The sequence below is a fragment of the Streptomyces venezuelae ATCC 10712 genome (genome assembly GCF_008639165.1).
In the GTDB taxonomy this organism is placed as follows: Bacteria; Actinomycetota; Actinomycetes; order Streptomycetales; family Streptomycetaceae; genus Streptomyces; species Streptomyces venezuelae.
Genome location: NZ_CP029197.1, coordinates 3,926,182 through 3,950,144, shown reverse-complemented (window position 1 = coordinate 3,950,144; position 23,963 = coordinate 3,926,182). Strand labels below are relative to the sequence as shown.

Here is a 23,963-nt window from a genome sequence, read left to right as displayed (position 1 = left end):
CACTGGATACCGGGGCTCTCTATTCGTTGATCGGCTGCGGTGCCGGCTCAGTCGAAGAAGCCTCCGCCGCCCCCGCCGTCGTTCCCGTTGCGGCCGTCGCCACCGCCGCCGCCCACCGTCATGACGTTGACCGTGTCGCCGGTGTTCACCATCGAACCCGCGGGCGGGGTCGATCCGAACACGGTGGCGTCCTCCTTGTCCGAACCCTGCTGGACGACCACGAGCCCCAGGGCCTCAAGCTGCTGCTTGACGTCCTTGAACTTCTTGCCGCCGATGTCGAGCGGGATCTGGACCTGGGTCTTCTGCGGGCCCTTGGAGACCTTCAGCGTGATCTGGACGTCCTTCGGCTGGTCCGAGGGACCCTGCGGGGTCTGGTCGATGACCGTGCCCGCCGGCTGGTCGGAGTCCACGTCCTCACGGGTGATCTTGGTGAAGCCCACCCCGTTCAGCTGCAGCACGGCCTGGTCGTACGTCCGGTTCTTCACGTCGGGAAGCTGGGACAGCTTCTGCTTCGCGACGGTGATCGTCACCTCGGAGTTCTGCTCGGCCTTGGTGCCCTCCTGCGGGTTCTGCCGCAGAACGGTGCCGGGGTCCTCGTCGGACTCCTCCTGCTCGACCTTGACCTTGAAGCCCTTGCCCTTCAGGGACTCCTCGGCGCGCTCCCTGGACTGCTCGATGACGTCCGGGACCTCGATGAGCGGGGCGCCCTCGGAGACGTACACCTGGATGGTGCCGCCCGTCTCCATCTTCGACGTGCCGTCGGCGGCCGGGCTCTGGCGGCAGATGGAGTTCTTGGGCTGGTCACAGCGCTCGGTGCCGGCCTCCTGGACCGTCACCTCGGCGTTCCGCGCGAGCCCCTTCGCGCCCTCGACGGTCTGGCCCACCAGCTGCGGGACGGTGACCTGCCGGGCGCCGTCCTTGTCGTCGAAGAGGGAGACGCCGATGAAGATCGCACCGACGAGGACCAGGATGCCCGCGAGGACCAGCAGGATCGTCGACGTGTTCGACTTCTTCTGGCCACCGCGCCGGCGGTCCGGGCGGTCGTCGTAGCCGTAGCCGCCGTCGTCCGCGTTGATCGGGGGCAGCATCGAGGTCTGACCGGCCGGGTCGGCCTGGCGCAGCGCCGTGGTCGGCTGGTCCTCCGGCGGGTAGCCGCCGTAGCCACCGCCGTACGCGGGCGCGCCCGCCATGCCCATCCCCATGCCCATCGCGGCGGCGGCCGCGACCGGCTGGCCGTCGAGGCAGGCCTCGATGTCCGCGCGCATCTCGTCGGCGGACTGATAACGGTAGTCGGGGTCCTTGACCAGCGCCTTGAGGACGATGGCGTCCATCTCGGGCGTGATCTCGGGGTCGAAGTTGCTCGGCGGCTGCGGCTCCTCGCGGACGTGCTGGTACGCGACCGCGACCGGGGAGTCGCCGATGAACGGCGGACGGACGGTGAGGAGCTCGTAGAGCAGGCAGCCCGTGGAGTACAGGTCGGAGCGGGCGTCGACCTGCTCGCCCTTCGCCTGCTCCGGGGAGAGGTACTGGGCCGTGCCGATCACCGCGGCGGTCTGCGTCATGGTCATGCCCGCGTCGCCCATGGCGCGCGCGATGCCGAAGTCCATGACCTTGACCTGGCCGGTGCGCGTCAGCATGACGTTCGCCGGCTTGATGTCACGGTGCACGATGCCGGCGCGGTGCGAGTACTCCAGCGCCTGGAGGATGCCGACCGTCATCTCGAGCGTGCGCTCGGGCAGCAGCTTGCGCCCGGAGTGCAGCAGCTCACGCAGGGTCGACCCGTCGACGTACTCCATCACGATGTACGGGATGGAGACCCCGTCGACGTAGTCCTCGCCGGTGTCGTAGACCGCGACGATCGCCGGATGGTTCAGCGAGGCGGCGGACTGTGCCTCACGGCGGAACCGGGCCTGGAAGGACGGATCGCGGGCCAGGTCGGCCCGCAGCGTCTTCACGGCGACGGTGCGGCCGAGCCGGGTGTCCTGGGCGAGGTACACCTCGGCCATGCCACCACGGCCGAGCACCGAGCCCAGCTCGTACCGGCCGCCGAGGCGACGCGGCTCTTCCATAGCTAATCCAGCCCTCTCCGTCTGTCCCGACCGCACCCTGGGGTGGTCCGGCGGTGTGTGCTGTTCGCGCATACGGTACCGGCCCCGGGTAGACCTTCCGCCCGGGGTCGGTAGCTGATACCTGACCGGTACCTGGCACGTACGGGCCCGAGACGTCAGCCCCGGGTCTTCAGGACCGCCTTCATCACGGCCTTCGCGATCGGGGCGGCCAGGCCGCCACCGCTGATGTCCTCACGGTCCGTGCCCGCCGAGTCCTCGACGACGACGGCCACCGCGACCGGAGATCCCTCGGCGGTCTTCGCGTACGAGATGAACCAGGCGTAGGGCCGCTTGGCGTTCTTGTCGCCGTGCTGGGCCGTACCCGTCTTGCCGCCGACCTTCACGCCGTCCATCTTCAGGTCGGCGTTGCCGCCGGTGCCGTTGGTGACGACGTTCTCCATCATCTGCTGGAGCAGCTGCGCGTTCTTCTCCGAGACCGGGCGGCTCATCTCCTCCGGCTCGGTCTTCTTGAGCAGGTCGACGTTGGGCGCGCGCAGCTCGTCGATCATGTACGGCTTCATCAGCTTGCCGTCGTTGGCGATCGCCGCCGTGACCATCGCCATCTGCAGCGGGGTGGTCGCGGTGTTGAACTGGCCGATGGAGGAGAGCGCGTTGCCGCCCCTGTCGGCCTTCTTGTCGTAGACGGAGGCGGAGGAGCGGACCGGGGTGAACTGCTCGGCGTTGAAACCGAACTTCTCGGCCATCTCCACCATCTTGTCGCGGCCGACGTCGTCGCCGAGCTTCGCGAAGACCGAGTTGCAGGAGATCTCGAGCGCGCGGTTCAGGCTGGCGTTGGCGCAGCCGCGGGCGTGGTTGACCATCTCCTTCTGGGAGAGGGGGATCTTCCAGCCCTCGGGGGTGTCGGTCGCCGCGTTGATGTCGGAGACCTTGCCGTTCTCCAGCGCCGCGGCGGCGGTGACGACCTTGAAGACGGAACCGGGCGGGTAGATCTCGCGGATCGCGCGGTTCAGCTTCGGCTTGTTCTTGTCCTTCTCCAGCGCCACCCAGGCCTTCTCGTCCTTGGCCGAGTAGCCGGCGAAGGAGGAGGGGTCGTACGAGGGGGTGGACGCCATCGCGAGGATCTTGCCGGTCTTCGGCTCGATGGCGACGACGGCGCCGGTCTTGGAGCCGAGGCCCTCGAAGGCGGCCTTCTGCGCGGCGCCGTTGAGGGTGGTGACGACGTCGCCGCCCTTCTTCTTCTCGCCGGTGAACATGGCGAGGGTGCGGTCGAAGAAGAGCCGGTCGTCGTTGCCGGTGAGGATGCCGTCCTCGATCTTCTCGATCTGGTTGGCGTCGTAGGCCTGCGAGGCGTAGCCGGTGACCGGGGCCCACATCGGGCCGTCGGTGTAGGTCCGCTTGAACTTGTAGAACGTGTCCTTGGAGTCGACGGAGCCGGTGATCGGCTTGCCGTCGACGATGATGTTGCCCCGCTCGTTCGCGTAGCGCTCGATCTGCACCCGGCGGTTCTTCGGGTGGGCGTTCAGCTCGTCGGCGCGGACGAACTGGAGCCAGTTGTCGCGCAGGAGCAGGGCGAGGACGAGCAGGCCGCAGAAGATCGCGACCCGGCGCAGCGGCTTGTTCACGGACGGACCACCTGGGTCATCTCGGCGTCGGGGGACGGGGCGGGCGCGGGCGCGGGGCGCCGTGCGGTGTCGCTGATCCGGATCAGGATGCCGATCAGGGCCCAGTTGGCGATCACCGAGGATCCGCCGTACGCGAGGAACGGCATGGTCATACCGGTGAGCGGGATGAGACCCATCACACCGCCGGCGACGACGAAGATCTGGAGCGCGAAGGCGCCGGAGAGGCCCATCGCGAGCAGCTTGCCGAAGGGGTCGCGGGCGGCGAGGGAGGTGCGGATGCCACGCTCGACGATCAGGCCGTAGAGGAGCAGGAAGACCATCACACCGGCGAGGCCGAGCTCCTCGCCGACGGTGGCGAAGATGAAGTCGGAGTTGGCGGCGAACTGGATCAGGTCGGAGTTGCCCTGGCCGAGACCGGTGCCGAGGATGCCGCCGGAGCCGAACGACATCAGCACCTGGGTCATCTGGTCACAGGCGTTCAGCATGTTCTGGTCGGTGGCCGTCTCCAGGCAGCCGAAGGGGTCGAGCCAGGCCGCCACACGGGACTTCACGTGGCTCGCCGTGGAGCCGACGATCGCCGCACCGGCGACCGCCATCAGCAGACCCATGACGATCCAGCTGGTCCGCTCGGTCGCCACGTACAGCATGATCACGAACATGCCGAAGAACAGCAGCGAGGTTCCGAGGTCGTTCTCGAAGACCAGGATGAGGAGGCTGACCGCCCAGATCGTCAGGATCGGGCCGAGGTCGCGGCCGCGCGGCAGGTAGAGCCCCATGAAGCGCCGGCTGGCCAGGGCCAGCGCGTCACGCTTCACCATCAGGTAGCCGGAGAAGAAGACCGCAAGGACCAGCTTGGCGAACTCACCGGGCTGGATGGAGAAGCCGCCGACCCGGATCCAGATCTTGGCGCCGAAGACGTCCGCGCCGAGGCCGGGGACGAGCGGCAGCAGCAGCAGGATGAGCGAGACCGCCATGGAGATGTACGTGTAGCGCTGGAGGACCCGGTGGTCCTTGAGCAGCAGCAGTACGCCCACGAACATGGCGATGCCGATCGCCGAGTACATCATCTGGCTCGGGGCGTCCGGGCTGAACGAGCCGTACGAACGCTTCGCCGCGGCGATCAGTCGCGGGGACTGGTCGAGGCGCCAGATCAGCACCAGGCCCATGCCGTTGAGCAGGGTCGCGAGGGGCAGCAGCAGCGGGTCCGCGTACGGCGCCCACTTCCGCACCACGAGGTGGGCGACGCCCGCCAGGAGTGCCAGCCCGAGTCCGTACCCGAGCATGCCGGCCGGGACCTTGCCGTCGATGGCCAGGCCCACGTTGAGGTACGCGAACACCGGGATGACGACGGCGAACGCGAGCAGCGCCAGCTCGGTGTTGCGGCGGCTCGGCGCCTCGATCGCGCCGATGGTGGTCGTGTTGGTGACAACGCTCATGGTGGTGAAAGGCCCCCTACGGGTGCTTACTGCTTGCCGCAGTTCGAGGCCAGCTTCTGCTCCTCCGCGGTGAGGGTGGGACCCGGGGTCGGAGCGGCTGTGGTGGGCTTGGAGTCAGGGGTGGCGGCGCCGCCCGGCGTCTCGGCCGGGGGCTTGCTCGCCTGGTCGGCGGCCTTCTCGGCGGCGGCGCGGCGCTGCTCGGTCTTCTTGCAGGCAGAGGCCTGCACGGCCAGCTCGGCGATCTTCGTCTCGGCCTTGGCGAGGCTGCCACCGGTGATGGTGTCCTCGACCTGCTTCCGCTGGTAGGCGGGGAGGTACTTGAGTTCGATCTCGGGGTGGTCCTTCTCGACCTTCGAGAGCGAGACCCAGGCCAGGTCCTGGCTGATGCCCTGGTAGAGCGCCACGTGCTGGTCCTTGGACCCGACGAAGTACTGCGTCTGCGTCCAGCGCCAGCCGCCGTAGAGGCCGCCGGCGATGACCGCGAGCGCGAGGACGAGGAAGAAGGAGCGCTTCAGCCACTTGCGGCCGGTGCGCGGCTTCACGAAGTCGTCTTCCGTGTACGAGTCGAAGGAGCCCTGCGGGGGCATCCCGCCGTACCCGTGGCCCTCGCCGCTGCCGGGCGGGCCGAAGCCGCCGGCGGGCGGCTGCTGGTGCGGCGCCGGGCGGCCGAGCCCGGAGGCACGGCCGGCCGGGGTCTGCATCGCCCCGCCGTCGTTGAGCTGGGCCTGGTTCTCGGCGACCGCGCCCACGATGACCGGGGTGTCGCTGAGGTGACCGGCGAGGGTGTCGCCGCCGTCGACGTCGAGGACGTCGGCCACGATCACCGTGATGTTGTCGGGGCCGCCGCCGCGCAGCGCGAGCTGGATCAGCTCCTGCACGGTCTCCTGCGGGCCCTGGTAGCTGGCGAGGGTGTCTTCGAGCGTCTGGTGCGAGACCACGCCCGAGAGGCCGTCGGAGCAGATCAGATAGCGGTCGCCGGCCCGGACCTCGCGGATGGAGAGGTCGGGTTCGACGTGGTCGCCGCTGCCCAGCGCGCGCATGAGGAGCGAGCGCTGCGGGTGGGTGGTGGCCTCTTCCTCGGTGATCCGGCCCTCGTCGACGAGCCGCTGGACCCAGGTGTGGTCCTGGGTGATCTGGGTCAGCACACCGTCGCGCAGGAGGTACGCGCGGGAGTCGCCGACGTGCACGAGCCCGAGGCGCTGGCCGGTCCACAGCAGGGCGGTGAGCGTGGTGCCCATGCCTTCGAGCTGCGGGTCCTCCTCGACCATCATCCGGAGCTGGTCGTTGGCGCGCTGCACCGCCGTACCGAGCGAGGTGAGGATGTCGGAGCCGGGGACGTCGTCGTCGAGCGTGACGAGGGTGGAGATCACCTCGGAGGAGGCGACCTCACCGGCGGCCTGCCCGCCCATGCCGTCGGCGATGGCGAGCAGCCGGGGCCCGGCGTAGCCCGAGTCCTCGTTGCCCTCGCGGATCATGCCCTTGTGCGAGCCCGCGGCGAATCGCAGGGACAGAGTCATGCGCACCTGCCCTGTCGACGCTGCATCGGGGTACAGCCGGTCTCGACCCACACTGCCCACCCTCCGGTCGCTCCGGTCACGCCGGTCGCTTCAGTCGCTCCGGTCGGGAGCGCGGCACGGCCGGTTGCGGGGACCGTCCCGACTCGCTCGCTCCGCTCGCGCCTATTCATGATGTAGCACTACTTCCGCAGCTCGATGACGGTCTTGCCGATGCGGATCGGCGCGCCCAGCGGAATCGGGGTGGCGGTGGTGAGGCGGGTCCGGTCGAGATACGTGCCGTTGGTGGACCCGAGATCCTCGACGATCCACTGGCCGTCCCGGTCCGGGTAGATCCTGGCGTGGCGGCTGGACGCGTAGTCGTCGTCCAGCACGATCGTCGAATCGTGCGCCCGGCCCAGCGTGATCGTCTGCCCCTGGAGGGCGACGGTCGTGCCGGTGAGGGTGCCCTCGGACACGACCAGCTTGGTCGGGGCGCCACGGCGCTGGCGCCCGCCGCCCGAGCTCTGCTGGCCGCGCTGCTGCGGCGGCGCGGCGGCCTGCCGCGCCTGCTGCTGCGGTTGGGGTCGCGCCTCCTGGCGCCGCGAACCGCGCTGGGTGACCCGCGTACCGAAGAGGTCGCTGCGGATGACCTGGACGGCCACGATGACGAACAGCCACAGAACGGCCAGGAAACCCAACCGCATGACCGTCAGGGTCAGCTCTGACATTGCCCCCGCTTCACCCTTCGGCTTGCCGGTAAACGATGGTGGTGCTGCCCACGACGATCCGCGAGCCGTCGCGGAGCGTAGCGCGGGTGGTGTGCTGCCCGTCCACCACGATGCCGTTGGTGGATCCCAGATCCTGGATCGTCGAGGGCGTTCCGGTCCGGATCTCGCAGTGCCGGCGGGAGACGCCGGGATCGTCGATCCTCACGTCCGCGTCGGTGCTGCGGCCGAGGACCAGGGTCGGGCGGGAGATCTGGTGGCGGGTGCCGTTGATCTCGATCCAGCGGCGGGTCGTGCCCGCTCCGCCGTGCGTACCGGGGCCGGGCATGGCTCCGGCACCGCCCGCGGCGGCCGTCGGCCGGTGGCCGGGGGCGCCCGGGGGCGGGGAGGCGGGCATGGGCGGGGCGCCGGCCGGGGGGTACCCGTATCCGCCGCGGCCCTGGCCCTGCTGCTGGTGTGACGGGGGGCCGCCCGCGGGCGGCTGGGACTGTGACGTACTCGACGCCAGCGTGCGGCTGCGGACCCGGTACAGACCGGTGTCGAGGTCCTCGGCCTTCTCCAGGTGGACCTTGATCGGTCCCATGAAGGTGTACCGCTGCTGCTTCGCGTAGTCCCTGACCAGGCCGGCGAGCTCGTCGCCGAGCTGGCCCGAGTAGGGGCTGAGGCGCTCGTAGTCCGGAGTGCTCAGTTCCACGATGAAGTCGTTGGGGACGACGGTCCGCTCGCGGTTCCAGATCTGCGCGTTGTTGTCGCACTCGCGCTGGAGCGCGCCGGCGATCTCGACAGGCTGGACCTCGGACTTGAAGACCTTGGCGAAGGTGCCGTTGACCAGACCTTCGAGACGCTGCTCGAAACGCTTCAGGACTCCCATGGGGCACCTCCTCCGTCGTTGCCGTCCTGGTACTGCTTACTGATCGTATCCACGCGTCGGGAAATCGGCTGGTTCCCCTTCTCTGCCCTGTGGACGAGTGTCACCTCTCACAGGCTCTCCCCACGGATCGTAGAGGCGGCCTGTGGACAGTGTCCCGCACCCGGCTGTGGGAGCGGGGGTCCGATCGGTACGGGGGCGGTCGGTGCGGGTCCTGGGACCGGTCCGGTGGGCGGCCGGTGCGGTCCCGGGGCCGGTTCGGTGTGCGGTCCTGGGTCCGGTGCGGGGCGTCGTCCGTCCCCTTCCTCCCTGTCCCTCCCCTCTCGTCTCCCTTCCTGCCTCCGCCTCCGCGGCTCCTCCTACCCCTCTCAGGCCTTCTGTCCCTTCCTCACCTTGGTCTCCGTCGGCGGAGCCCAAACAACGGATGTGAATCCACGGTCTGCGACGTGCTAATCTTCTGATGTCGCCAGGCGCTCGCACCGAAAAGTGAGAGAGCCCGGAGCACACCCAATGCGCGGGTGGCGGAATAGGCAGACGCGCTGGATTCAGGTTCCAGTGCCCGAAAGGGCGTGGGGGTTCAACTCCCCCCTCGCGCACCAGACGGAAGCCCCGTAGGTCATCGACCTACGGGGCTTCCGCGTTGTCGTCGTGAGTGTGAGGCTTCCCACGTCGACGGGGGCGGCGACTTTTGTCGTCGGAGGTCGCGACGAAAGAGGGAAGCCCCGGGGGACGGTGGCGCCCTACGGTGCGAGCGTGGACGTTGAGTCGAAGTCGGGGGCCGGGAGCTCGTACCGGATCGGAGCCCTGCTCGCCGCGGGGTGGGCCTGGTTCGTGGTGCCGGGGCAGTGGTCGGGGCGCAGAACCACCGGGGAGGTGGCGCTGGCCGCGGTCCTCGCGCTGCTCGGCGCCGGGACCGAGGAGATCCTGGGCGGCGAGGGCCGGCTGCTCGTCGCGGCGGCGGCCGGGTCCGCCGTGCTGTCGCTGGTGCGGCGCAGACTTCCCGCGACTGTGCTCGTCGTCACGGCGGGACTCGCGCCCTTCGTGCCCGGCTTCGGGCCGCTGCTGCTCGTGGTCGGCTGGTCCTCCGGCCGCTACATCGCGGGCGCGGGGCGGGCGCTCGCCGCGTTCATCGCCGCCTTCGTGCTGAACGTCGGGGGGAGCCTCGTCGGGATCTGGGACCAGGGGCGGCTGCTCACCGTCGCGCTCCTGGCCACCCTCTACTACCTGGGCACCACGCTGGCCCCGGGGCTCGCCCACCGGTACTGGACCCAGCGGCGGACCCTGCTGCACGCGCTCCAGGAGCGCAACGCCCAGCTGCTGCGGGAGCGGACCATGGTGGTCTGGCAGGCGCGGCTGCGGGAGCGGCAGCGGATCGCCCAGGACATGCACGACAGCCTCGGCCACCAGCTGGCCCTGATAGCCGTGCACACGGGCGCCCTTGAGGTGGACCGGGAGCTGAGCGAGCGCCAGCGCGAGGTGGTCGGCGTCCTGCGGAACGCTTCGGTGACCGCGATGCACGAGCTGCGCGAGGTCGTCGGCATCCTCCGCGACGGGATCGAGGCCGCCGACGGGGCGCAGACGCCGGGCCGGGCCGGGGACGAGACCGGGCGGGCCGCGCGGGGGATCGCCGGCATCGAGGGGCTCGTGGAGGCGGCCCGGGCGGCCGGCACCTCGGTCGGCCTGAGACGGTCGGGGGAGGAGCGGTCGCTGGCACCAGCGGCCGATCACGCCGCGTACCGGATCGTGCAGGAGGCCCTCACCAACGCCTACAAGTACGCGCCGGGGGCGGCGATCGGCGTCGACCTGCGGTACGAGCCGGACGCCTTCGTGGTGGAGGTGCTCAACGAAGCGCCCACGGAGGAGCCCGCGAAGGACGTGGTGAGCGGTGGGCAGGGGCTGACCGGTCTCGCCGAGCGGGCCCGGCTCGTGGGCGGCATGTGTCATGCCGGTCCGGCCGACGGCGGCGGGTTCCGGGTGGCCGGGATGCTGCCCTACGGCGCGGCCCCGGTCGCTGAGGCAGCGCCTTTGGTCGACGAGGCCGACGACTTCCGGCAGCAGACCACGAGGCCGCTGGTGGGCGACGGTCGTCCGGTCGAGGTCGGACCGGCCGACTGGACGTTCACGGAGCGGGAGTTGGCGATGGCGATACACGGGGGCAGGGCCAGGAGCACGGGCGGTTCGATCGCGCTGGGGTGCGGCATCGGGGCCGCGGCGCTCGTGCTCCTGGTGGTGGCGGGCGGCTTCGGGATCTACTTCCTGATGGGGTCGCTGGCGAAGGGGATGATCGAGCCCGCGGAGTACGAGGCGGTGACGGTGGGGGCACCGGAGAAGGAGGTCCGCGACAAGCTGCCTTCCGGTGACACGATCGCCACCGCGGGGCTGAGCGGCAAGGGCCCCGCGAGACCGGAGGGCGCCGACTGCCTGGTGCTGATGTCGTCCGAGGTGAGCGAGAGCTTCGACAAGGAGCCCGTTTTCCGGTTCTGCTTCAAGGACGGCAAGCTGATCGAGAAGAAGTCGTACGAGGTCGAGGCACGGTAGTGCCGACCCGCCCGTACCGGAGCCGTGGGGAGAAGCTGTGGCAGGGCAGCCCATCAGGGTCGTGATCGCCGACGACGAGCCTCTGATCAGGGCCGGGATCCGGATGATCCTCAATTCGGACCCGGACATCCAGGTCGTCGCCGAGGCCGCCGACGGGCGCCAGGCGGTCGAGGAGGCCCGCGCGCACGCGGCCGATGTGGTGCTGCTCGACATCCAGATGCCGGTGCTCGACGGTCTGTCGGCGCTTCCCGAGCTGCGCCGGGCGGCGCCCTCGTCCCGGGTGATCGTGCTGACGACCTTCGGGGAGCGGGAGAACGTGCTGCGGACCCTGGAGCACGGGGGCGCGGGGTTCCTGCTCAAGGACACCGCGCCGGCGGAGCTGATCGGGGCCGTCCGGGCGGCCGCGGCGGGGGACGCGTACCTCTCGCCGGCCGCGACCCGGCACGTGGTGGAACGGCTCGCCGCGGGGCGGGAGATGACCCGTGCCGAGGAGGCGAGGGGACGTGTCGCCGGGCTGAGCGAGAAGGAGCGGGAGGTGCTGGCGCTGCTCGGGGAGGGGCTTTCCAACGCCGACGCGGGTAGGCGGCTGCACATGAGCGAGGCCACGGTGAAGACGTATGTGAGCCGGATCCTCGCGAAGTTGGACTGCGAGAACCGGGTGCAGGCGGCGCTGCTCGCCCGGGACGCGGGGCTCTAGGGGCGGCGGCTGGCGGCGAGGCGGGCGGGCGGGTCTCGGGGGTCGCGGGGTCGCGGGCGGGGCGGGGCAGGCCGTCGGTCGCGGGCGGAGGCTCGGACCGGGGCTTGGACGGGTCAGTGTGGGGGGCTGTCCGGGAGGCCGGTCGTGCCCGCGGTGTTGTAGCGGAGCAGGTAGGCGGCGAAGCGGGCGAGGTCCTCCGCCGACCAGTCCTTGAGGCGCTCCTGATAGGCCGCCAGACGGTTCGTCTGGGCCGCGGCGAGGACCTTGGTGCCCTCCTCGGTGGGGTGCAGGACGTGCACGCGGTGGTCGTCGGGCGCGGGGCGGCGTTCGACGAAGCCGAGTTTCTCCAGGCCCGCCACCTGGCGGCTGACGGTCGACTTGTCCAGCAGGTAGTGGGCCGCGAGGTCGGTCGCGCGGCAGCCCCGCTGTTCCTCGATGTGGGCGAGGAGCGTGTACGAGACGAGCGGGAGTTCGGGGTGGACGCGGGCCGCCGCGGCGCGGGCCCGGCGGGCGAAGGCCGTCAGCTCGCGCTGGATGACGTCCACGGATGCCTCGCGGGGCGGCGGTGCGACGTCGGTCATGGTGGGCTCCCTCGTCGTCGTACGGGCACGGTTCGCCCGGCACGAGCTTTCAGTTGTATAGTACAACGGTTCTTTAGTTGTAAAAGCCAACCATGGAGGTCTCGGTGTCCGCAGGACCGAACACCACCGGTGCGTTGCGGCATGTCCTCGGACATCTGCTCACCCCGCTGCTGATGTGCGTCGGCATGGGACTCGCCTACCTCGGCGCCTTCCACGCCCCCGAACCCCACGATCTGCGCGTCGACGTCGTCGGCTCGGGACCCAGTGCCCAGGTCCTGGCGCAGACCCTCCACGACAAGGGGGCCGGAGCCCTCGACGTCCGCACGGTCCCCGACCGGGAGACCGCGGTCGCCGCGCTGCGTCAGCAGGGCAGCTTCGGCGCGTACGTGCCCGGCGCGAAGCCCGAACTGCTGGTGGCCTCGGCCTCGTCCGACACCAGCGCCATGGCCGTCGAGAAGGTGTTCACCAAGGTCGCCGCCGCGCAGGACGCCCCGCTCAAGGTCACCGACGTGGCGCCGGTGGCGTCCGGCGACCCCACCGGGCAGGGCGTGTTCTTCCTGCTCGTCGCGCTCAGCATCGGCGCCTACGCCTCGGTCGCCGTCATCGGCGGGGCCGGAGCCGTGCTGCCGATGCGGATCAGGGTCCTCCTCGCCGCGGGCATGTCCCTCGTCGTGAGCGTCGTCGGGACGCTGTTCGCCGGGCCGGTCTTCCACCTGGTCGATCAGGGTCTGGGCGGGGTGTGGGCACTGTCCTGGCTGTACGCGGCGGGCATCCTCCTCGTCGGCGTCGGCCTCCACACCTTCCTGCGCCGCTGGACCACGCTCGGCGTGATGGTGCTCTTCGTGATGCTCAACTTCACCAGCTCCGGCGGCATCTACCGGCCCGAACTCCAGCCCGGCTTCTTCGGCGCGCTGCACGCCTTCTGGAACGGGGCGGGCTTCGTCGAGGGCGTCCGCGGCCATGTGTACTTCGACGGGCACGCGCTCGGCGGACACGTCCTCGTCCTCGCGCTCTGGCTGCTCGCGGGAGCCGCCCTCGTCACCGCCGCCGGGGTCACGGAGGCGCGGCGCGCGAAGGCGCTGGCCGGGCACGGACAGGGGACCGCGGAGGAGGCCGCGCCGGCCGAGACGGCTGACGCCGCCGAGGCTGCCGAGGAGGAGATGACGGAGGCCGTCGGGGTCTGAAGGCCGATGCCGTCCGGGGCGGAGTGTCCGGGGCGGAGAGTTGTCCACAGGGCCTTGTCCACAGGGGGAGACGTCCGCTCCGCCCGGCCGGTACCGTCAGGCCGGATGATGTTGGACTTTCGCATCGGGGGAGGGCCTGCTATGGGCGAGACCAGGGCAGCAGTGCCGGGACAGCGCGGCACAGAGGGGGCGCCGGACGGCGCGCGGGTGCCGCACGTGCCGGGATTCGCGCGGCGCGCCGCCGTCGGCGACGGAGCCTCCGGCACGGGCGCCTCGCCCAAGGCGCGGGGCAAGGAGCTGCGGGAGCGGGTCCCCCGCTTCGCGCACCGGCAGCCGGCCCTCGCCGCCGACCGCCCCGACGCCGTCCGGGCCGTCGAGGAGTCGAGCCGCGACCGCGTCCCCGAGCTCACGCCGATACGGGTCGGCAGGATGGCGGCGAGCCCCTTCGCGTTCCTGCGCGGATCCGCCGGCCTGATGGCCCAGGACCTCGCGGGCACGCCCGTCACCGGGATCACCGCCCAGCTCTGCGGTGACGCCCACGCCGCCAACTTCGGGCTGTACGCGGACGCGCGCGGCCGGCTCGTGATGGACCTCAACGACTTCGACGAGACCGTCGTCGGCCCCTGGGAATGGGACCTCAAGCGGCTCGCCACCTCCCTGGTCCTGGCCGGCCGGGAGGTGGGCGCGAGCGAGGAGATGTGCCGGGCCGCCGCCTTCGACACCGTCGGCGCCTACCGGCGCACCATGCGTCTGCTCGCCCGGCTCCCCGTGCTCGACGCCTGGAACGCGATCGCCGACGAGGAACTCGTCTCGCACACCGACGCCCGTGATCTCCTCGGCACCCTGGAGCGGGTCTCCGCCAAGGCCCGCAACAACACCAGCGCCCGGTTCGCGGCCCGGTCCACCGAGGCCGTGACCGACGACGAGGGCGGCGGCCGCAGGTTCGTGGACGCTCCCCCGGTGCTGCGCCGGGTCCCGGACGCCGAAGCGGCCGCGGTGGCCGCCGCCCTCGGCCCGTACCTGGAGACGGTGTCCGAGGACCGGCTTCCGCTGCTCGCGCGGTACGCCGTCCACGACGTGGCCTTCCGGGTGGTCGGCACCGGCAGCGTCGGCACCCGTTCCTATGTGGTGCTGCTCCTGGACCACCGGGGCGAGCCGCTGGTGCTCCAGGTGAAGGAGGCCCGGCCGTCCGCCCTGCTGCCCCATCTGGCGGCCGCGGGCTTCAGCGCCCCGGACCCCGGCCACGAGGGACGGCGCGTGGTGCTCGGGCAGAAGCGGATGCAGGTGGTGAGCGACATCCTGCTCGGCTGGACCACGGTCGACGGGCGCCCCTTCCAGGTGCGCCAGTTCCGCAACCGCAAGGGCAGCGTCGATCCGGCGGCGCTCACGGTCGAGCAGGTCGACGACTACGGCCGGATGACCGGGGCCCTGCTCGCCCGGGCGCACGCCCACAGCGCCGATCCGCGGCTGATAGCCGGGTACTGCGGGAAGAACGAGGAGCTCGACGAGGCCGTCGCCGCCTTCGCCGTCTCGTACGCGGACCGCACCACCGCCGACCACGCCGATCTGCTCGCCGCCGTCCGTTCCGGCCGGATAGCGGCCGAGCTGGGCGTCTGACTCCTATTACGGGGCCGGCGCACCGGCCCCGTAGGCTGGGAGCGTGACGGACCGGAGCGAGGACGGCGACGTGGACCAGCAGGGTGACGAGCGGCCCGAGGCGCGGCTGGAGCGGGCCGTGCGGGTGGCCGAGCAGGCGCTGATCGAGTTCGAGATCGCCGTCGAGACCTTCCGCGTCGAGGTGGACAACTTCTCGCGGCTGCACCACCAGAAACTCGGCCCGATGTACGCGCGGCTCGACGAGCTCGACGCCCGTATCGCCGAGGCGCGGGCGGCCCGCACCGGGGACCCGGAGGACCAGCGGCGCGCGCAGGAGGCGCGGGCGGCGGTCATGCCGATGCCCGGCGTGGACGAGCTGTTCCACGACTGGATCGACTCCGACGGCCTCTCCCCCGAGGCCGAGGCCATGCTCACGGACCGGCCGGTGCAGGCGCCGAAGCGGGTCCGCCCCAGCGAGGAGGTCCGCAGGCTCTACCGGGAGCTGGCCCGCAAGGCGCACCCCGACCTGGCCCGCGAGGACGACGAGCGGAAGCGGCGCGAGGAGTTCATCACCCGGGTGAACGCGGCGTACGCCCGGGCCGACGAGGCGCTGCTGCGCGAGCTCTCCGCCGAGTGGGAGGCCGGGCCCGTGCCGGCCGAGGAGCGGCTCAGCGAGAGCGAGGAGCTGTACGCGCGCCTGGAGTGGCTGGCGCAGCGCAAGGACATGCTGTCGGCGTGGGCCCGTGAGCTGGAGGAGAGCGCGATCGGCGCGATGCTGCGGATGGCGCCCGACGACCCGGACCGGCTCCTGGAGGAGATCGCCGAGCAGCTGCTCGCCCAGGTCTCCGAGCGGGAGACCGAGCTGGCCGAGCTGGTGCAGTAGGTTTTTCCGTGCGCTCGAGCCGTTCGGGCGCACCGACGAGAGAAGGCCGTTCCCATGAATTTCTCCCCGCTGCCCTCGGTGGACGCGGCTTCCGTGCCGGCCGATGCCCTGGTGCTGGACGTCAGGGAGGACGACGAGTGGGCGGCCGGTCATGTCGAGGGCGCGCTGCACGTGCCGATGAGCGACTTCGTGGCCCGCTTCGGTGAGGTGACCGAGGCCGTCGCCGAGCGCGGCCGGGCCTATGTGATGTGCCGGGTGGGCGGCCGTTCGGCGCAGGTCACGCAGTACCTGGTGCAGCAGGGCTTCGACGCGGTCAACGTCGAGGGCGGCATGCTCGCCTGGGACGGTGCCGGGCGCCCGATGGTGACGGGCACCGGAAACCCGGCCTTCGTCCTCTGACCTGCTCGCCCTTCGGCTGCCCAGACCTGCTCCGGCCCTGACGCCGGCCCGGCAGCCTCCGGCTCCGGCCCTGACGCCGACGCCGGCTTCGGCGGGCTGCTCAGCCGAGGGGGTGGGCGGCCAGCAGGTCGCCCAGGGCGTCCTCGTGGGCCGCGGCGGGGCCGAGTGACAGCTCCAGGTGCTTGGCCCAGGCGTGGTAGCGGTGCAGCGGGTAGTCGGTGTCGGCGCCGAAGCCGCCGTGCAGGTGCTGGGCGGTCTGCACGACCCGGCGTACCCCTTCGGAGGCCCAGATCTTCGCGACGGCGACGTCCCCGGCGGCGGGGAGCGCCGCCCCTTCGGCTCCGCCGCCGAGCCGCCAGGCGGCCTGCCAGAGGGTGACCTCCATGGCCCGCAGGTCGATGTAGCGGTCGGCGGCCTGGACGGCGACCGCCTGGAAGGTGGCCACGGGGTGGCCGAACTGCTCGCGCTTCCCGGTGTACTGGCTCGTCATGGTGAGCACCGCCTCGCCCAGGCCGAGGGCGAGCGCGCAGGTGCCGGTGGTGAGCAGCTCGCGCAGCCACTCCCAGGCGCCCTCGGCGTCGATGACGTCGGCGCCGTCGAGGCGTACGGCGTCGAGCGTCAGCTCGGCGAGGAGTTCCCCGCTGGTGGAGTACTGCGCGGCGAGGCCGAGTCCGTCGTGGGTGCGGGGCACCAGGGCGAGGACGGCGGCGCCCTCGGGGGTGTGCGCGGGAACGGCGAGGACATCGGCGCCATGGGCCCAGGGGACGGCGGTCTGCACGCCGTCGAGGATCCAGCCGGTGCCGTCGCGGCGGGCGGTGACGGCGCGCTCGGCGGGGTCGTGGCCGGTGCGCCCCTGGGAGGCGGCGGTGAGGACGAGTTCGCCGCGGGCCACGCGGGGGAGCAGGGCGGCGGCCGTCTCCCGGGGCGCGTACCGCTCGACGGCCATCGCGACGGCGCTGGTCTCCAGGAGGGGGACGCGGGCGAGGACACGAGCCGACTCGCGCAGCACCAGGCAGAGGGCGACGGGGTCGAGTCCGGCGCCGCCGTGCTCCGGGGACACCACGAGACCCAGCAGGTCGGCGGCGGCGAGACGGGCCCAGAGCGGTCGGTCGAGGTCCTCGGCCACGGCGCCCGGGGTGAGGGCGGGGCTCGGTACCGCGTCGGGGCTGACGCCCGCGAAGACCGCCTTGGCCGCGTCCACGGCCGCCTGCTGCTCCTCGGTGAAGGTGAAGTCCACTGCCCTGCCCTCCCGTTGTGCGCCTGCTCGTCCTGACGGATCGTCAAGATAGAACAGGTTCTAGTGGAAGGGAATGGCGGCGGGGGGACTTGCTCAGCGGTCGAAGTCCAGCTCCACGTCCGGGGTCACCGGATGGGACTGACAGGCCAGCACGTACCCCGCTTCGGTCTCCTCCGGTTCCAGGGCGAAGTTGCGGTCCATCCGCACCTCTCCGCTGACGAGGAAGGCACGGCAGGTGCCGCACACCCCGCCCTTGCAGGCGTACGGAGCGTCCGCGCGGGAACGCAGCACCGTGTCGAGCAGGGTCTCGCCGCGGTCCACCGGCCAGCTGCCGGACCGGCCGTGCAGGGTCGCGGTCAGCGTGGCGTGCGCGGGGGCGTCGGCCGCCACGGCCGGCGCGGGCGCCGAACCGTCGTCGACGTGGAAGATCTCCTGGTGGATCCGCCCGCGGTCGACGCCCAGACCGCGCAGCGCCCGCTCGGCGCCCTGCACGAGCCCGAAGGGACCGCAGAGGAACCAGCCGTCGATCGCCCCGACCGGCAGCAGCGAGGGCAGCAGCGCGTCGAGCCGCTCCCGGTCGAGCCGGCCGGACGGCAGCCCCGCCTGCTGCTCCTCCCGGGAGAGCACGGTGACCAGCTGGAAGCGGTCCGGGTAGCGGTCCTTCAGGTCGGCGACCTCGTCGAGGAACATCGTGGACGCGGCGGTCCGGTCGCTCCGGATCAGGCAGAAGCGGGCCTCGGGCTCCCGGGCGAGCAGGGTGGCCGCGATCGACAGGACCGGCGTGATGCCGCTGCCGCCCACCACGGCCGCGAAGTGCCCCGCGCGCGGGACGAGCGAGAAGCGGCCCATCGGCTCCATGACCTCGACGAGGTCACCGACGGCCAGTTCCTTGAGCGCGTACGTCGAGAAGGAGCCACCGTCGACGAGCCGGATGCCGACCCGCAGGACGGGCGGCTCGCCGACCGGGGAGGCGGGGGCGCAGATCGAGTACGTCCGCCGGATCTCCTCCCCCTGCTCGCCGGTGCGCCGCAGAGCGAGGTGCTGGCCGGGCAGGTGCCGGTAGCGCTCGTGGAGCTCGGGCGGGACCGCGAAGGTGACCGCCACGGAGTCGTCCGTGAGCGGCTCGACCTCGCTGACGACGAGGGGATGGAACCCGGCCCGGGCGTCGGCCCGTCCCGCCACGCCTGAGGACTCCATCTACAGCTCCTTGAAGTGGTCGAACGGCTCGCGGCAGGCGGTGCAGCGGCGCAGCGCCTTGCACGCGGTCGACGAGAAGCGGCTCAGCAGCTCGGTGTCGGTGGAGCCGCAGTGGGGGCAGCGGATCGCCAGCGTCAGCGGTACCGGACCGTTGGCCGGACCCTGCGGGCGCGGCGGGGCGACGCCGAACTCGGCGAGCTTGCGCCGCCCTTCCTCGCTGATGTCGTCGGTGGACCAGGCGGGGGCGAGGACCGTGACGACGGAGACCTCCGGCACCCCGTGCTCGTGGAGCGCGCGCTCGATGTCCGAGGACATGGTCTCGACGGCGGGGCAGCCCGTGTACGTCGGGGTGAGGGAGACCTCGACCCGGCCGGGGCCGGTGACGTGGACGCCGCGCAGCACGCCGAGCTCGGCCAGGGTGAGGACGGGCAGCTCCGGGTCGAGGACCGATCCGGCGACGCGGCTCAGCTCCTCCTCCAGGGCGGTCATGGTCACCATGCCGCCCCCGGGTGGCTGCGGTGCAGGTGCTGCATCTCGGCGATCATCCGTCCGAAGGACTCGGTGTGCAGTCCCTGCCGGCCGGCTCCCGCGGCCCAGGCGCCGGTGCGCGGCCCCTCCGGCACGCCGAGCGTGGCCCGGCCGAGCACGTCCGTCACGGAGGCCAGCCAGGCGCTCTCCAGCGCGGCGTGGTCGACGTCGAGGCCCTCGACGGGCTGGAACAGCTCGCCCGTGTACCGCCACAGGGACTCGCAGGCGCGGCGCATCCGCTCGTGGCTCTCGGCGGTGCCGTCACCGAGCCGCAGGGTCCACTGCTCGGCGTGGTCCTGGTGGTACGCGACCTCCTTGACCGCCTTGGCCGCGAGGCCGGCGAAGGGGCCGTCCCCGGCGGCCAGCTGTCCGTACAGCAGGCGCTGGTAGGTGGAGAAGTAGAGCTGGCGGGCGATGGTGTGGGCGAAGTCGCCGTTCGGCTGCTCGACCAGCTGGACGTTCCGGAAGGAACGCTCCTCGCGCAGGTACGCCAGCTCGTCCTCGTCGCCGACCATCGAGAGCAGGACGCGGGCCTGGCCGAGGAGGTCGAGGGCGATGTTGGCCAGGGCGACCTCCTCCTCCAGGACGGGGGCGGAGCCCGCCCACTCCCCCAGGCGGTGGGAGAGGACGAGGGCGTCGTCACCGAGGGCGAGGGCCGCGCCGGTGATCACGGCGCCCTCCCGCGCGCCGGCGGTGCCGGGGGCGCTGCGGGTGTCGGGGGTGCTCACAGGTGCTTCACCCCCTCCGGGATCTCGTAGAACGTCGGGTGGCGGTAGGGCTTGTCCGCGGCGGGCTCGAAGAAGGGGTCCTTCTCGTCCGGCGAGGAGGCGGTGATCTCGGTGGACGGGACGACCCAGATCGACACGCCCTCGCTCCTGCGGGTGTACAGGTCACGGGCGTTGCGCAGAGCCATCTCCGCGTCGGGCGCGTGGAGACTGCCCGCGTGGGTGTGGGACAGTCCGCGGCGGGAGCGCACGAACACCTCCCACAGGGGCCAACCGTCGCTCGTCATGCCTGCGCCTCTCCGTGCTTGCCGGTGTCCTTGTGCTTCTCGGCGTGGGCCGCCGCCGCTTCCCTGACCCAGGCACCGTCCTCATGGGCCTGGCGCCGCCTGCTCAGCCGCTGGTCGTTGCACGGGCCGTTGCCCTTGAGGACGTCCCAGAACTCGGTCCAGTCGATCGCGCCGAAGTCGTAGTGCCCGCGCTCCTCGTTCCACCGGAGGTCGGGGTCGGGGAGGGTGAGCCCGAGGGCCTCGGCCTGCGGCACGGCGATGTCGACGAAGCGCTGACGCAGCTCGTCGTTGGTGTGGCGCTTGATCTTCCAGGCCATCGCCTGGGCGGTGTGGGTCGACTCGTCGTCCGGCGGGCCGAACATCATCAGCGAGGGCCACCACCAGCGGTCCACCGCGTCCTGCGCCATCGCGTGCTGGGCCTCGGTGCCTCGGGAGAGGGCGAGCAGAGCCTCGTACCCCTGGCGCTGGTGGAAGGACTCCTCCTTGCAGACCCTGACCATCGCCCGCGCGTACGGCCCGTACGAGCAGCGGCAGAGGGGGACCTGGTTGGTGATCGCGGCGCCGTCCACCAGCCAGCCGATCGCGCCGACGTCGGCCCAGGTCAGCGTGGGGTAGTTGAAGATCGACGAGTACTTCTGGCGGCCCGAGTGAAGCTTGTCGAGCAGCTCGTCGCGGCTGGTGCCGAGGGTCTCCGCGGCGCTGTAGAGATACAGGCCGTGGCCCGCCTCGTCCTGGACCTTCGCCATCAGGATCGCCTTGCGGCGCAGCGAGGGCGCGCGGGTGATCCAGTTCGCCTCTGGCTGCATGCCGATGATCTCGGAATGGGCGTGCTGCGCGATCTGCCGGACGAGCGAGGCCCGGTACCCCTCGGGCATCCAGTCGCGCGGCTCGATCCGCTCGTCGGCGGCCACGGCGGCGTCGAACACGGCCTCGTGGGCGGCCGTCTCCGCCGCCACGGCCGCGTCCGACACGCCGGGCACGCCCGTGGTCTCTGCCGTCCCTGCCGTCACTGCGGTCATCGGACCCCCTACCGACCGATCGTTCGGTTGAATGACTTCAATGGTGAGTCGACGGCCCGTATGGTGTCAACCCTGTGGATAACCGGGGTGGGCCGATCGGGATCGGGGCGGGATGGACGCACACGTCGACAAGGACCCGGCTGACATGGACGAACACCGCCCGACGCCCCCGGAGAACCACGCCGTCGGCGGGATCATGGCGCTCTCCATGCCCTACCAGGTCGTCCTCGCCGTGGCGCTCGCGGTCGCCGGGGTCTTCGCCTGCGTCCATCTGGCGATGGTGTTCCTGCACGTGGCGCCGTCGAACACGCTGACCAAGCGGCACGGCCAGGCCGTCGACGACTGGGTCTACCCCGAGTTCGAACAGAACTGGAAGCTCTTCGCGCCCAACCCGCTCCAGCAGAACGTCTCCGTCGAGGCCCGCGCCGAGCTCCGCACCGACGACGGCGGCGGCCGCACCAGCGGCTGGATCGACCTCACCGCCCAGGACATCGAGGCGATCCGCCACAACCCGATGCCGAGCCACGCCCAGCAGAACGAGCTCCGCCGGGCCGTGGACTTCTACCTCAACTCGCACTCCGACGACCACGCCCCCAGCGGGATGCGCGGCCGCCTCTCGGAGGAGTACATGCGCCGCATCGCGGTGCTCCGCCTCGACGCCCTGCCCGGTGACGTGCGGCGCGTCCAGCTCCGTACCGTCACCCGGCCCGTCCCGGCCCCCGGCTGGAGCTCCGAGAAGACCGACACCGCCCCCTCCTACCGGGACTTCCCGTGGTGGACGGTCACCGCCGCGGACCGGCCCGCCGGGGCCGACCGGAGCCACACGGAGGCCGGCCGATGAGCACCCCGCACCCCGAACCCGCCCCCGAGCCCGCCGCCGCCCCCGCCCCCGAGCCCACGCCCGCGCCCGCCTACGCCCCCGCTCCCGCACGCGCCCGTGAGCCCTTCGACCGGCGCCTCGCGCACGCCGTCCAGACCGTCACGAGCCGCTCCCTCGGCCCGTACCAGACCGCGGTCGTCCGCATCGGCTTCTCGCTCACCTGGCTGGTCTTCCTGGTCCGCGAGCTGCCGTTCCGGCACGAGCTGTACGGCCCCGACGGCACCTGGTCCTGGGAGATGGCCCGCCGGCTGATCGCCGACAACCGGTCCTTCAGCGTCCTCATGTGGTCGGACAGCGGACTCTGGTTCGAGCTCGTCTACGGACTCGCGGCGCTCTCCGCCGTGCTGCTCCTGCTGGGCTGGCGCACCCGGGCCGTCTCCGTGATCTTCATGGCCGGGGTCCTGTCACTGCAGAACCGCTCCGTCTTCGTGGGCGACGGCGGAGACAACGTCCTCCACCTCGCCGCGCTCTACCTCGTGCTGACCCGCTGTTCCCAGGTGTGGTCCCTCGACGCCCGGCGGGCGGCCCGCGAGGCCCGCGCCGCCCGCGCGGGGGAGCCGCCGCGCGAGGACCGCACCGGCCCGCTCCTGTGGATCGTGCTCGGCGGCTTCCTCCTCGCGACGACCTGGTTCAGCGAGGCCTCCGGCACGTGGTGGCTGCCGGTGCTGCTGTGGGTGCTGTGGCTGGGGAACGGGCTGTGGTGGCTGGTCTGCCGGTACGCGCCCGGGGAGCCGCGCACCCTGCTCGACGCCCTCGCCCACCTCGCGCACAACGCCGCCCTCGTCGTGATCATGGCGGAGGTCTGCCTGATCTACGCCACGGCCGGCTGGTACAAGATCCAGGGTTCGCGCTGGCAGGACGGGACCGCGCTGTTCTACCCGCTCCACCTCGACTACTTCACGCCCTGGCCCGCCCTCTCCGAGCTGCTCGGCGCCAGCGGCGTCATGGTGATGCTGCTGACCTACGGCACGGTGATCGTGCAGGTCGCCTTCCCCTTCACGCTCTTCCACCGCAAGGTCAAGAACGTCCTGCTCGTGGCGATGATGCTGGAGCACGCCGGGATCGCGGTGCTCCTCGGCCTGCCGGTCTTCTCGCTCGCGATGATCTCCGCCGACGCCGTCTTCCTGCCGACGACGTTCCTGGTGGCGCTCGGCGCACGGGCCGTACGGGGCCGGGACCGGCTGCTGAGGCGGGGTACCGGGCCGCTGCCCGGGCAGCGCCGTACGGGTGAGGCGCCCCGTACCCTCGTCGGGTGAGCACCACGCAAGAGCAGTCCGAGCCGGTCCAGTACGACGAGGGCTTCGGCACCGAGATCGGGGTCGGTCCGCACCCGGAGCCGTGGCCCGAGGGCGAGCGGTACGACCCCGAGCTGCTTGCCGGGGGCGACCGGCGCAATGTCGTGGACCGCTACCGGTACTGGACGCGCGAGGCGGTCGTCGCCGACCTGGACACCCGCCGCCATGACTTCCACGTGGCCGTGGAGAACTGGGGCCACGACTTCAACATCGGTTCCGTGGTGCGTACCGCCAACGCCTTCCTGGCGAAGGAGGTCCACATCGTGGGCCGGCGGCGCTGGAACCGGCGCGGCGCCATGGTCACCGACCGCTACCAGCACGTCCGGCACCACCCGGACACCGAGTCGCTGACCTCGTGGGCGGCGGCCGAGGGCATCCCCGTCATCGGCATCGACAACCTGCCGGGCGCCGTGCCGCTGGAGCGGACCGTGCTGCCCCGCCGCTGTGTGCTGCTCTTCGGGCAGGAGGGCCCCGGGCTCACCGAGGAGGCCCGGGCCCATGTGGAGATGGTCTGCTCGATCGCCCAGTTCGGCTCGACCCGCTCGATCAACGCGGGGGCGGCCGCCGCCATCGCGATGCACGCGTGGGTGCAGCGCTACGCGGAGATCGAGACGCCCTAGGGCTGCCTCAGGCCCCCCGGATCGCGACCGACGGCCGAGGAAGGGCAGGGCGGGGCAGGCGTCCGGGGCGCCGTGTGGAGG

General features: G+C 71.8%; 22 protein-coding genes and 1 tRNA gene. 10 read left to right on the top strand and 13 right to left on the bottom strand.

Features of this window, described 5'->3' with window-relative positions:
- Window positions 1–47: 47 nt before the first annotated feature.
- From pknB to DEJ43_RS18045, 6 genes are all read right to left on the bottom strand, one after another.
- Window positions 48–2,069, bottom strand: a complete 2,022-nt coding sequence (gene pknB, locus DEJ43_RS18075; RefSeq protein ID WP_015034833.1) for a Stk1 family PASTA domain-containing Ser/Thr kinase — start codon at window positions 2,067–2,069, stop codon at window positions 48–50.
- A 155-nt stretch (window positions 2,070–2,224) separates the two neighbouring features.
- Window positions 2,225–3,691, bottom strand: a complete 1,467-nt coding sequence (locus tag DEJ43_RS18065; RefSeq protein ID WP_015034832.1) for a peptidoglycan D,D-transpeptidase FtsI family protein — start codon at window positions 3,689–3,691, stop codon at window positions 2,225–2,227.
- Window positions 3,688–5,127, bottom strand: coding sequence for an FtsW/RodA/SpoVE family cell cycle protein (locus DEJ43_RS18060; protein ID WP_015034831.1), 1,440 nt, complete (start codon window positions 5,125–5,127; stop codon window positions 3,688–3,690). The genes DEJ43_RS18065 and DEJ43_RS18060 overlap by 4 nt, the downstream gene beginning before the upstream one ends.
- Window positions 5,128–5,153: 26 nt before the next feature.
- Window positions 5,154–6,644: a Stp1/IreP family PP2C-type Ser/Thr phosphatase gene (locus DEJ43_RS18055; RefSeq protein ID WP_041662637.1), complete on the bottom strand. Its 1,491-nt coding sequence runs from the start codon at window positions 6,642–6,644 to the stop codon at window positions 5,154–5,156.
- 179 nt (window positions 6,645–6,823) lie between these two features.
- Window positions 6,824–7,351, bottom strand: coding sequence for an FHA domain-containing protein FhaB/FipA (locus DEJ43_RS18050; protein WP_015034829.1), 528 nt, complete (start codon window positions 7,349–7,351; stop codon window positions 6,824–6,826).
- Window positions 7,352–7,361: 10 nt separating this feature from the next.
- The gene (locus DEJ43_RS18045) at window positions 7,362–8,219 is read right to left on the bottom strand and encodes an FhaA domain-containing protein (RefSeq protein WP_015034828.1); all 858 of its coding nucleotides are present in this window, start codon (window positions 8,217–8,219) and stop codon (window positions 7,362–7,364) included.
- A gap of 509 nt (window positions 8,220–8,728) precedes the next feature.
- Between DEJ43_RS18045 and DEJ43_RS18040 the strand changes: the two genes are divergently transcribed.
- From DEJ43_RS18040 to DEJ43_RS18030, 3 genes are all read left to right on the top strand, one after another.
- Window positions 8,729–8,815: transfer RNA gene (locus tag DEJ43_RS18040), tRNA-Leu, on the top strand.
- A gap of 154 nt (window positions 8,816–8,969) precedes the next feature.
- On the top strand, window positions 8,970–10,754 hold the full coding sequence (locus tag DEJ43_RS18035) for a sensor histidine kinase (RefSeq protein ID WP_233447961.1): 1,785 nt from the start codon (window positions 8,970–8,972) through the stop codon (window positions 10,752–10,754).
- Window positions 10,755–10,791: 37 nt separating this feature from the next.
- Entirely contained in the window at window positions 10,792–11,451 is a 660-nt protein-coding gene (locus tag DEJ43_RS18030) for a response regulator (RefSeq protein ID WP_015034825.1), read from the top strand.
- A gap of 113 nt (window positions 11,452–11,564) precedes the next feature.
- Here DEJ43_RS18030 and DEJ43_RS18025 read toward each other — a convergent pair whose 3' ends face one another.
- Window positions 11,565–12,032, bottom strand: a complete 468-nt coding sequence (locus DEJ43_RS18025; RefSeq protein WP_015034824.1) for a MarR family winged helix-turn-helix transcriptional regulator — start codon at window positions 12,030–12,032, stop codon at window positions 11,565–11,567.
- Between the two features lie 92 nt (window positions 12,033–12,124).
- Here DEJ43_RS18025 and DEJ43_RS18020 point away from each other — a divergent pair, with 92 nt between their 5' ends.
- From DEJ43_RS18020 to DEJ43_RS18005, 4 genes are all read left to right on the top strand, one after another.
- Window positions 12,125–13,216, top strand: a complete 1,092-nt coding sequence (locus DEJ43_RS18020) for an ABC-2 transporter permease (protein WP_015034823.1) — start codon at window positions 12,125–12,127, stop codon at window positions 13,214–13,216.
- 141 nt (window positions 13,217–13,357) lie between these two features.
- Window positions 13,358–14,833, top strand: a complete 1,476-nt coding sequence (locus tag DEJ43_RS18015) for a DUF2252 domain-containing protein (protein WP_015034822.1) — start codon at window positions 13,358–13,360, stop codon at window positions 14,831–14,833.
- A gap of 43 nt (window positions 14,834–14,876) precedes the next feature.
- On the top strand, window positions 14,877–15,695 hold the full coding sequence (locus DEJ43_RS18010) for a J domain-containing protein (protein ID WP_041662635.1): 819 nt from the start codon (window positions 14,877–14,879) through the stop codon (window positions 15,693–15,695).
- Window positions 15,696–15,749: 54 nt separating this feature from the next.
- Entirely contained in the window at window positions 15,750–16,094 is a 345-nt protein-coding gene (locus DEJ43_RS18005) for a rhodanese-like domain-containing protein (protein ID WP_015034820.1), read from the top strand.
- A gap of 100 nt (window positions 16,095–16,194) precedes the next feature.
- Here DEJ43_RS18005 and DEJ43_RS18000 read toward each other — a convergent pair whose 3' ends face one another.
- From DEJ43_RS18000 to paaA, 6 genes are all read right to left on the bottom strand, one after another.
- Entirely contained in the window at window positions 16,195–17,331 is a 1,137-nt protein-coding gene (locus DEJ43_RS18000; protein ID WP_015034819.1) for an acyl-CoA dehydrogenase family protein, read from the bottom strand.
- Between the two features lie 93 nt (window positions 17,332–17,424).
- Complete coding sequence (locus tag DEJ43_RS17995; RefSeq protein ID WP_015034818.1) at window positions 17,425–18,528, bottom strand: 2Fe-2S iron-sulfur cluster-binding protein; 1,104 nt, start codon at window positions 18,526–18,528, stop codon at window positions 17,425–17,427.
- Window positions 18,529–19,026: a 1,2-phenylacetyl-CoA epoxidase subunit PaaD gene (paaD, locus tag DEJ43_RS17990; RefSeq protein WP_041662633.1), complete on the bottom strand. Its 498-nt coding sequence runs from the start codon at window positions 19,024–19,026 to the stop codon at window positions 18,529–18,531. It abuts the gene before it with no gap.
- A complete protein-coding gene (gene paaC / locus DEJ43_RS17985) occupies window positions 19,020–19,727 on the bottom strand; it encodes a 1,2-phenylacetyl-CoA epoxidase subunit PaaC (protein WP_015034816.1) in 708 nt (235 codons plus the stop codon). The genes paaD and paaC overlap by 7 nt, the downstream gene beginning before the upstream one ends.
- Window positions 19,728–19,780: 53 nt before the next feature.
- Window positions 19,781–20,068, bottom strand: coding sequence for a 1,2-phenylacetyl-CoA epoxidase subunit PaaB (paaB, locus tag DEJ43_RS17980; RefSeq protein WP_015034815.1), 288 nt, complete (start codon window positions 20,066–20,068; stop codon window positions 19,781–19,783).
- Window positions 20,065–21,087, bottom strand: coding sequence for a 1,2-phenylacetyl-CoA epoxidase subunit PaaA (gene paaA / locus DEJ43_RS17975; protein ID WP_015034814.1), 1,023 nt, complete (start codon window positions 21,085–21,087; stop codon window positions 20,065–20,067). The genes paaB and paaA overlap by 4 nt, the downstream gene beginning before the upstream one ends.
- Window positions 21,088–21,232: 145 nt before the next feature.
- Here paaA and DEJ43_RS17970 point away from each other — a divergent pair, with 145 nt between their 5' ends.
- From DEJ43_RS17970 to DEJ43_RS17960, 3 genes are read left to right on the top strand one after another with little or no spacing between them, the layout of a single operon-like run.
- Complete coding sequence (locus DEJ43_RS17970) at window positions 21,233–21,928, top strand: DUF5819 family protein (protein WP_233447960.1); 696 nt, start codon at window positions 21,233–21,235, stop codon at window positions 21,926–21,928.
- Window positions 21,925–23,223: an HTTM domain-containing protein gene (locus tag DEJ43_RS17965; protein WP_015034812.1), complete on the top strand. Its 1,299-nt coding sequence runs from the start codon at window positions 21,925–21,927 to the stop codon at window positions 23,221–23,223. The genes DEJ43_RS17970 and DEJ43_RS17965 overlap by 4 nt, the downstream gene beginning before the upstream one ends.
- Complete coding sequence (locus DEJ43_RS17960; RefSeq protein ID WP_015034811.1) at window positions 23,220–23,882, top strand: TrmH family RNA methyltransferase; 663 nt, start codon at window positions 23,220–23,222, stop codon at window positions 23,880–23,882. The genes DEJ43_RS17965 and DEJ43_RS17960 overlap by 4 nt, the downstream gene beginning before the upstream one ends.
- Window positions 23,883–23,963: the final 81 nt, after the last annotated feature.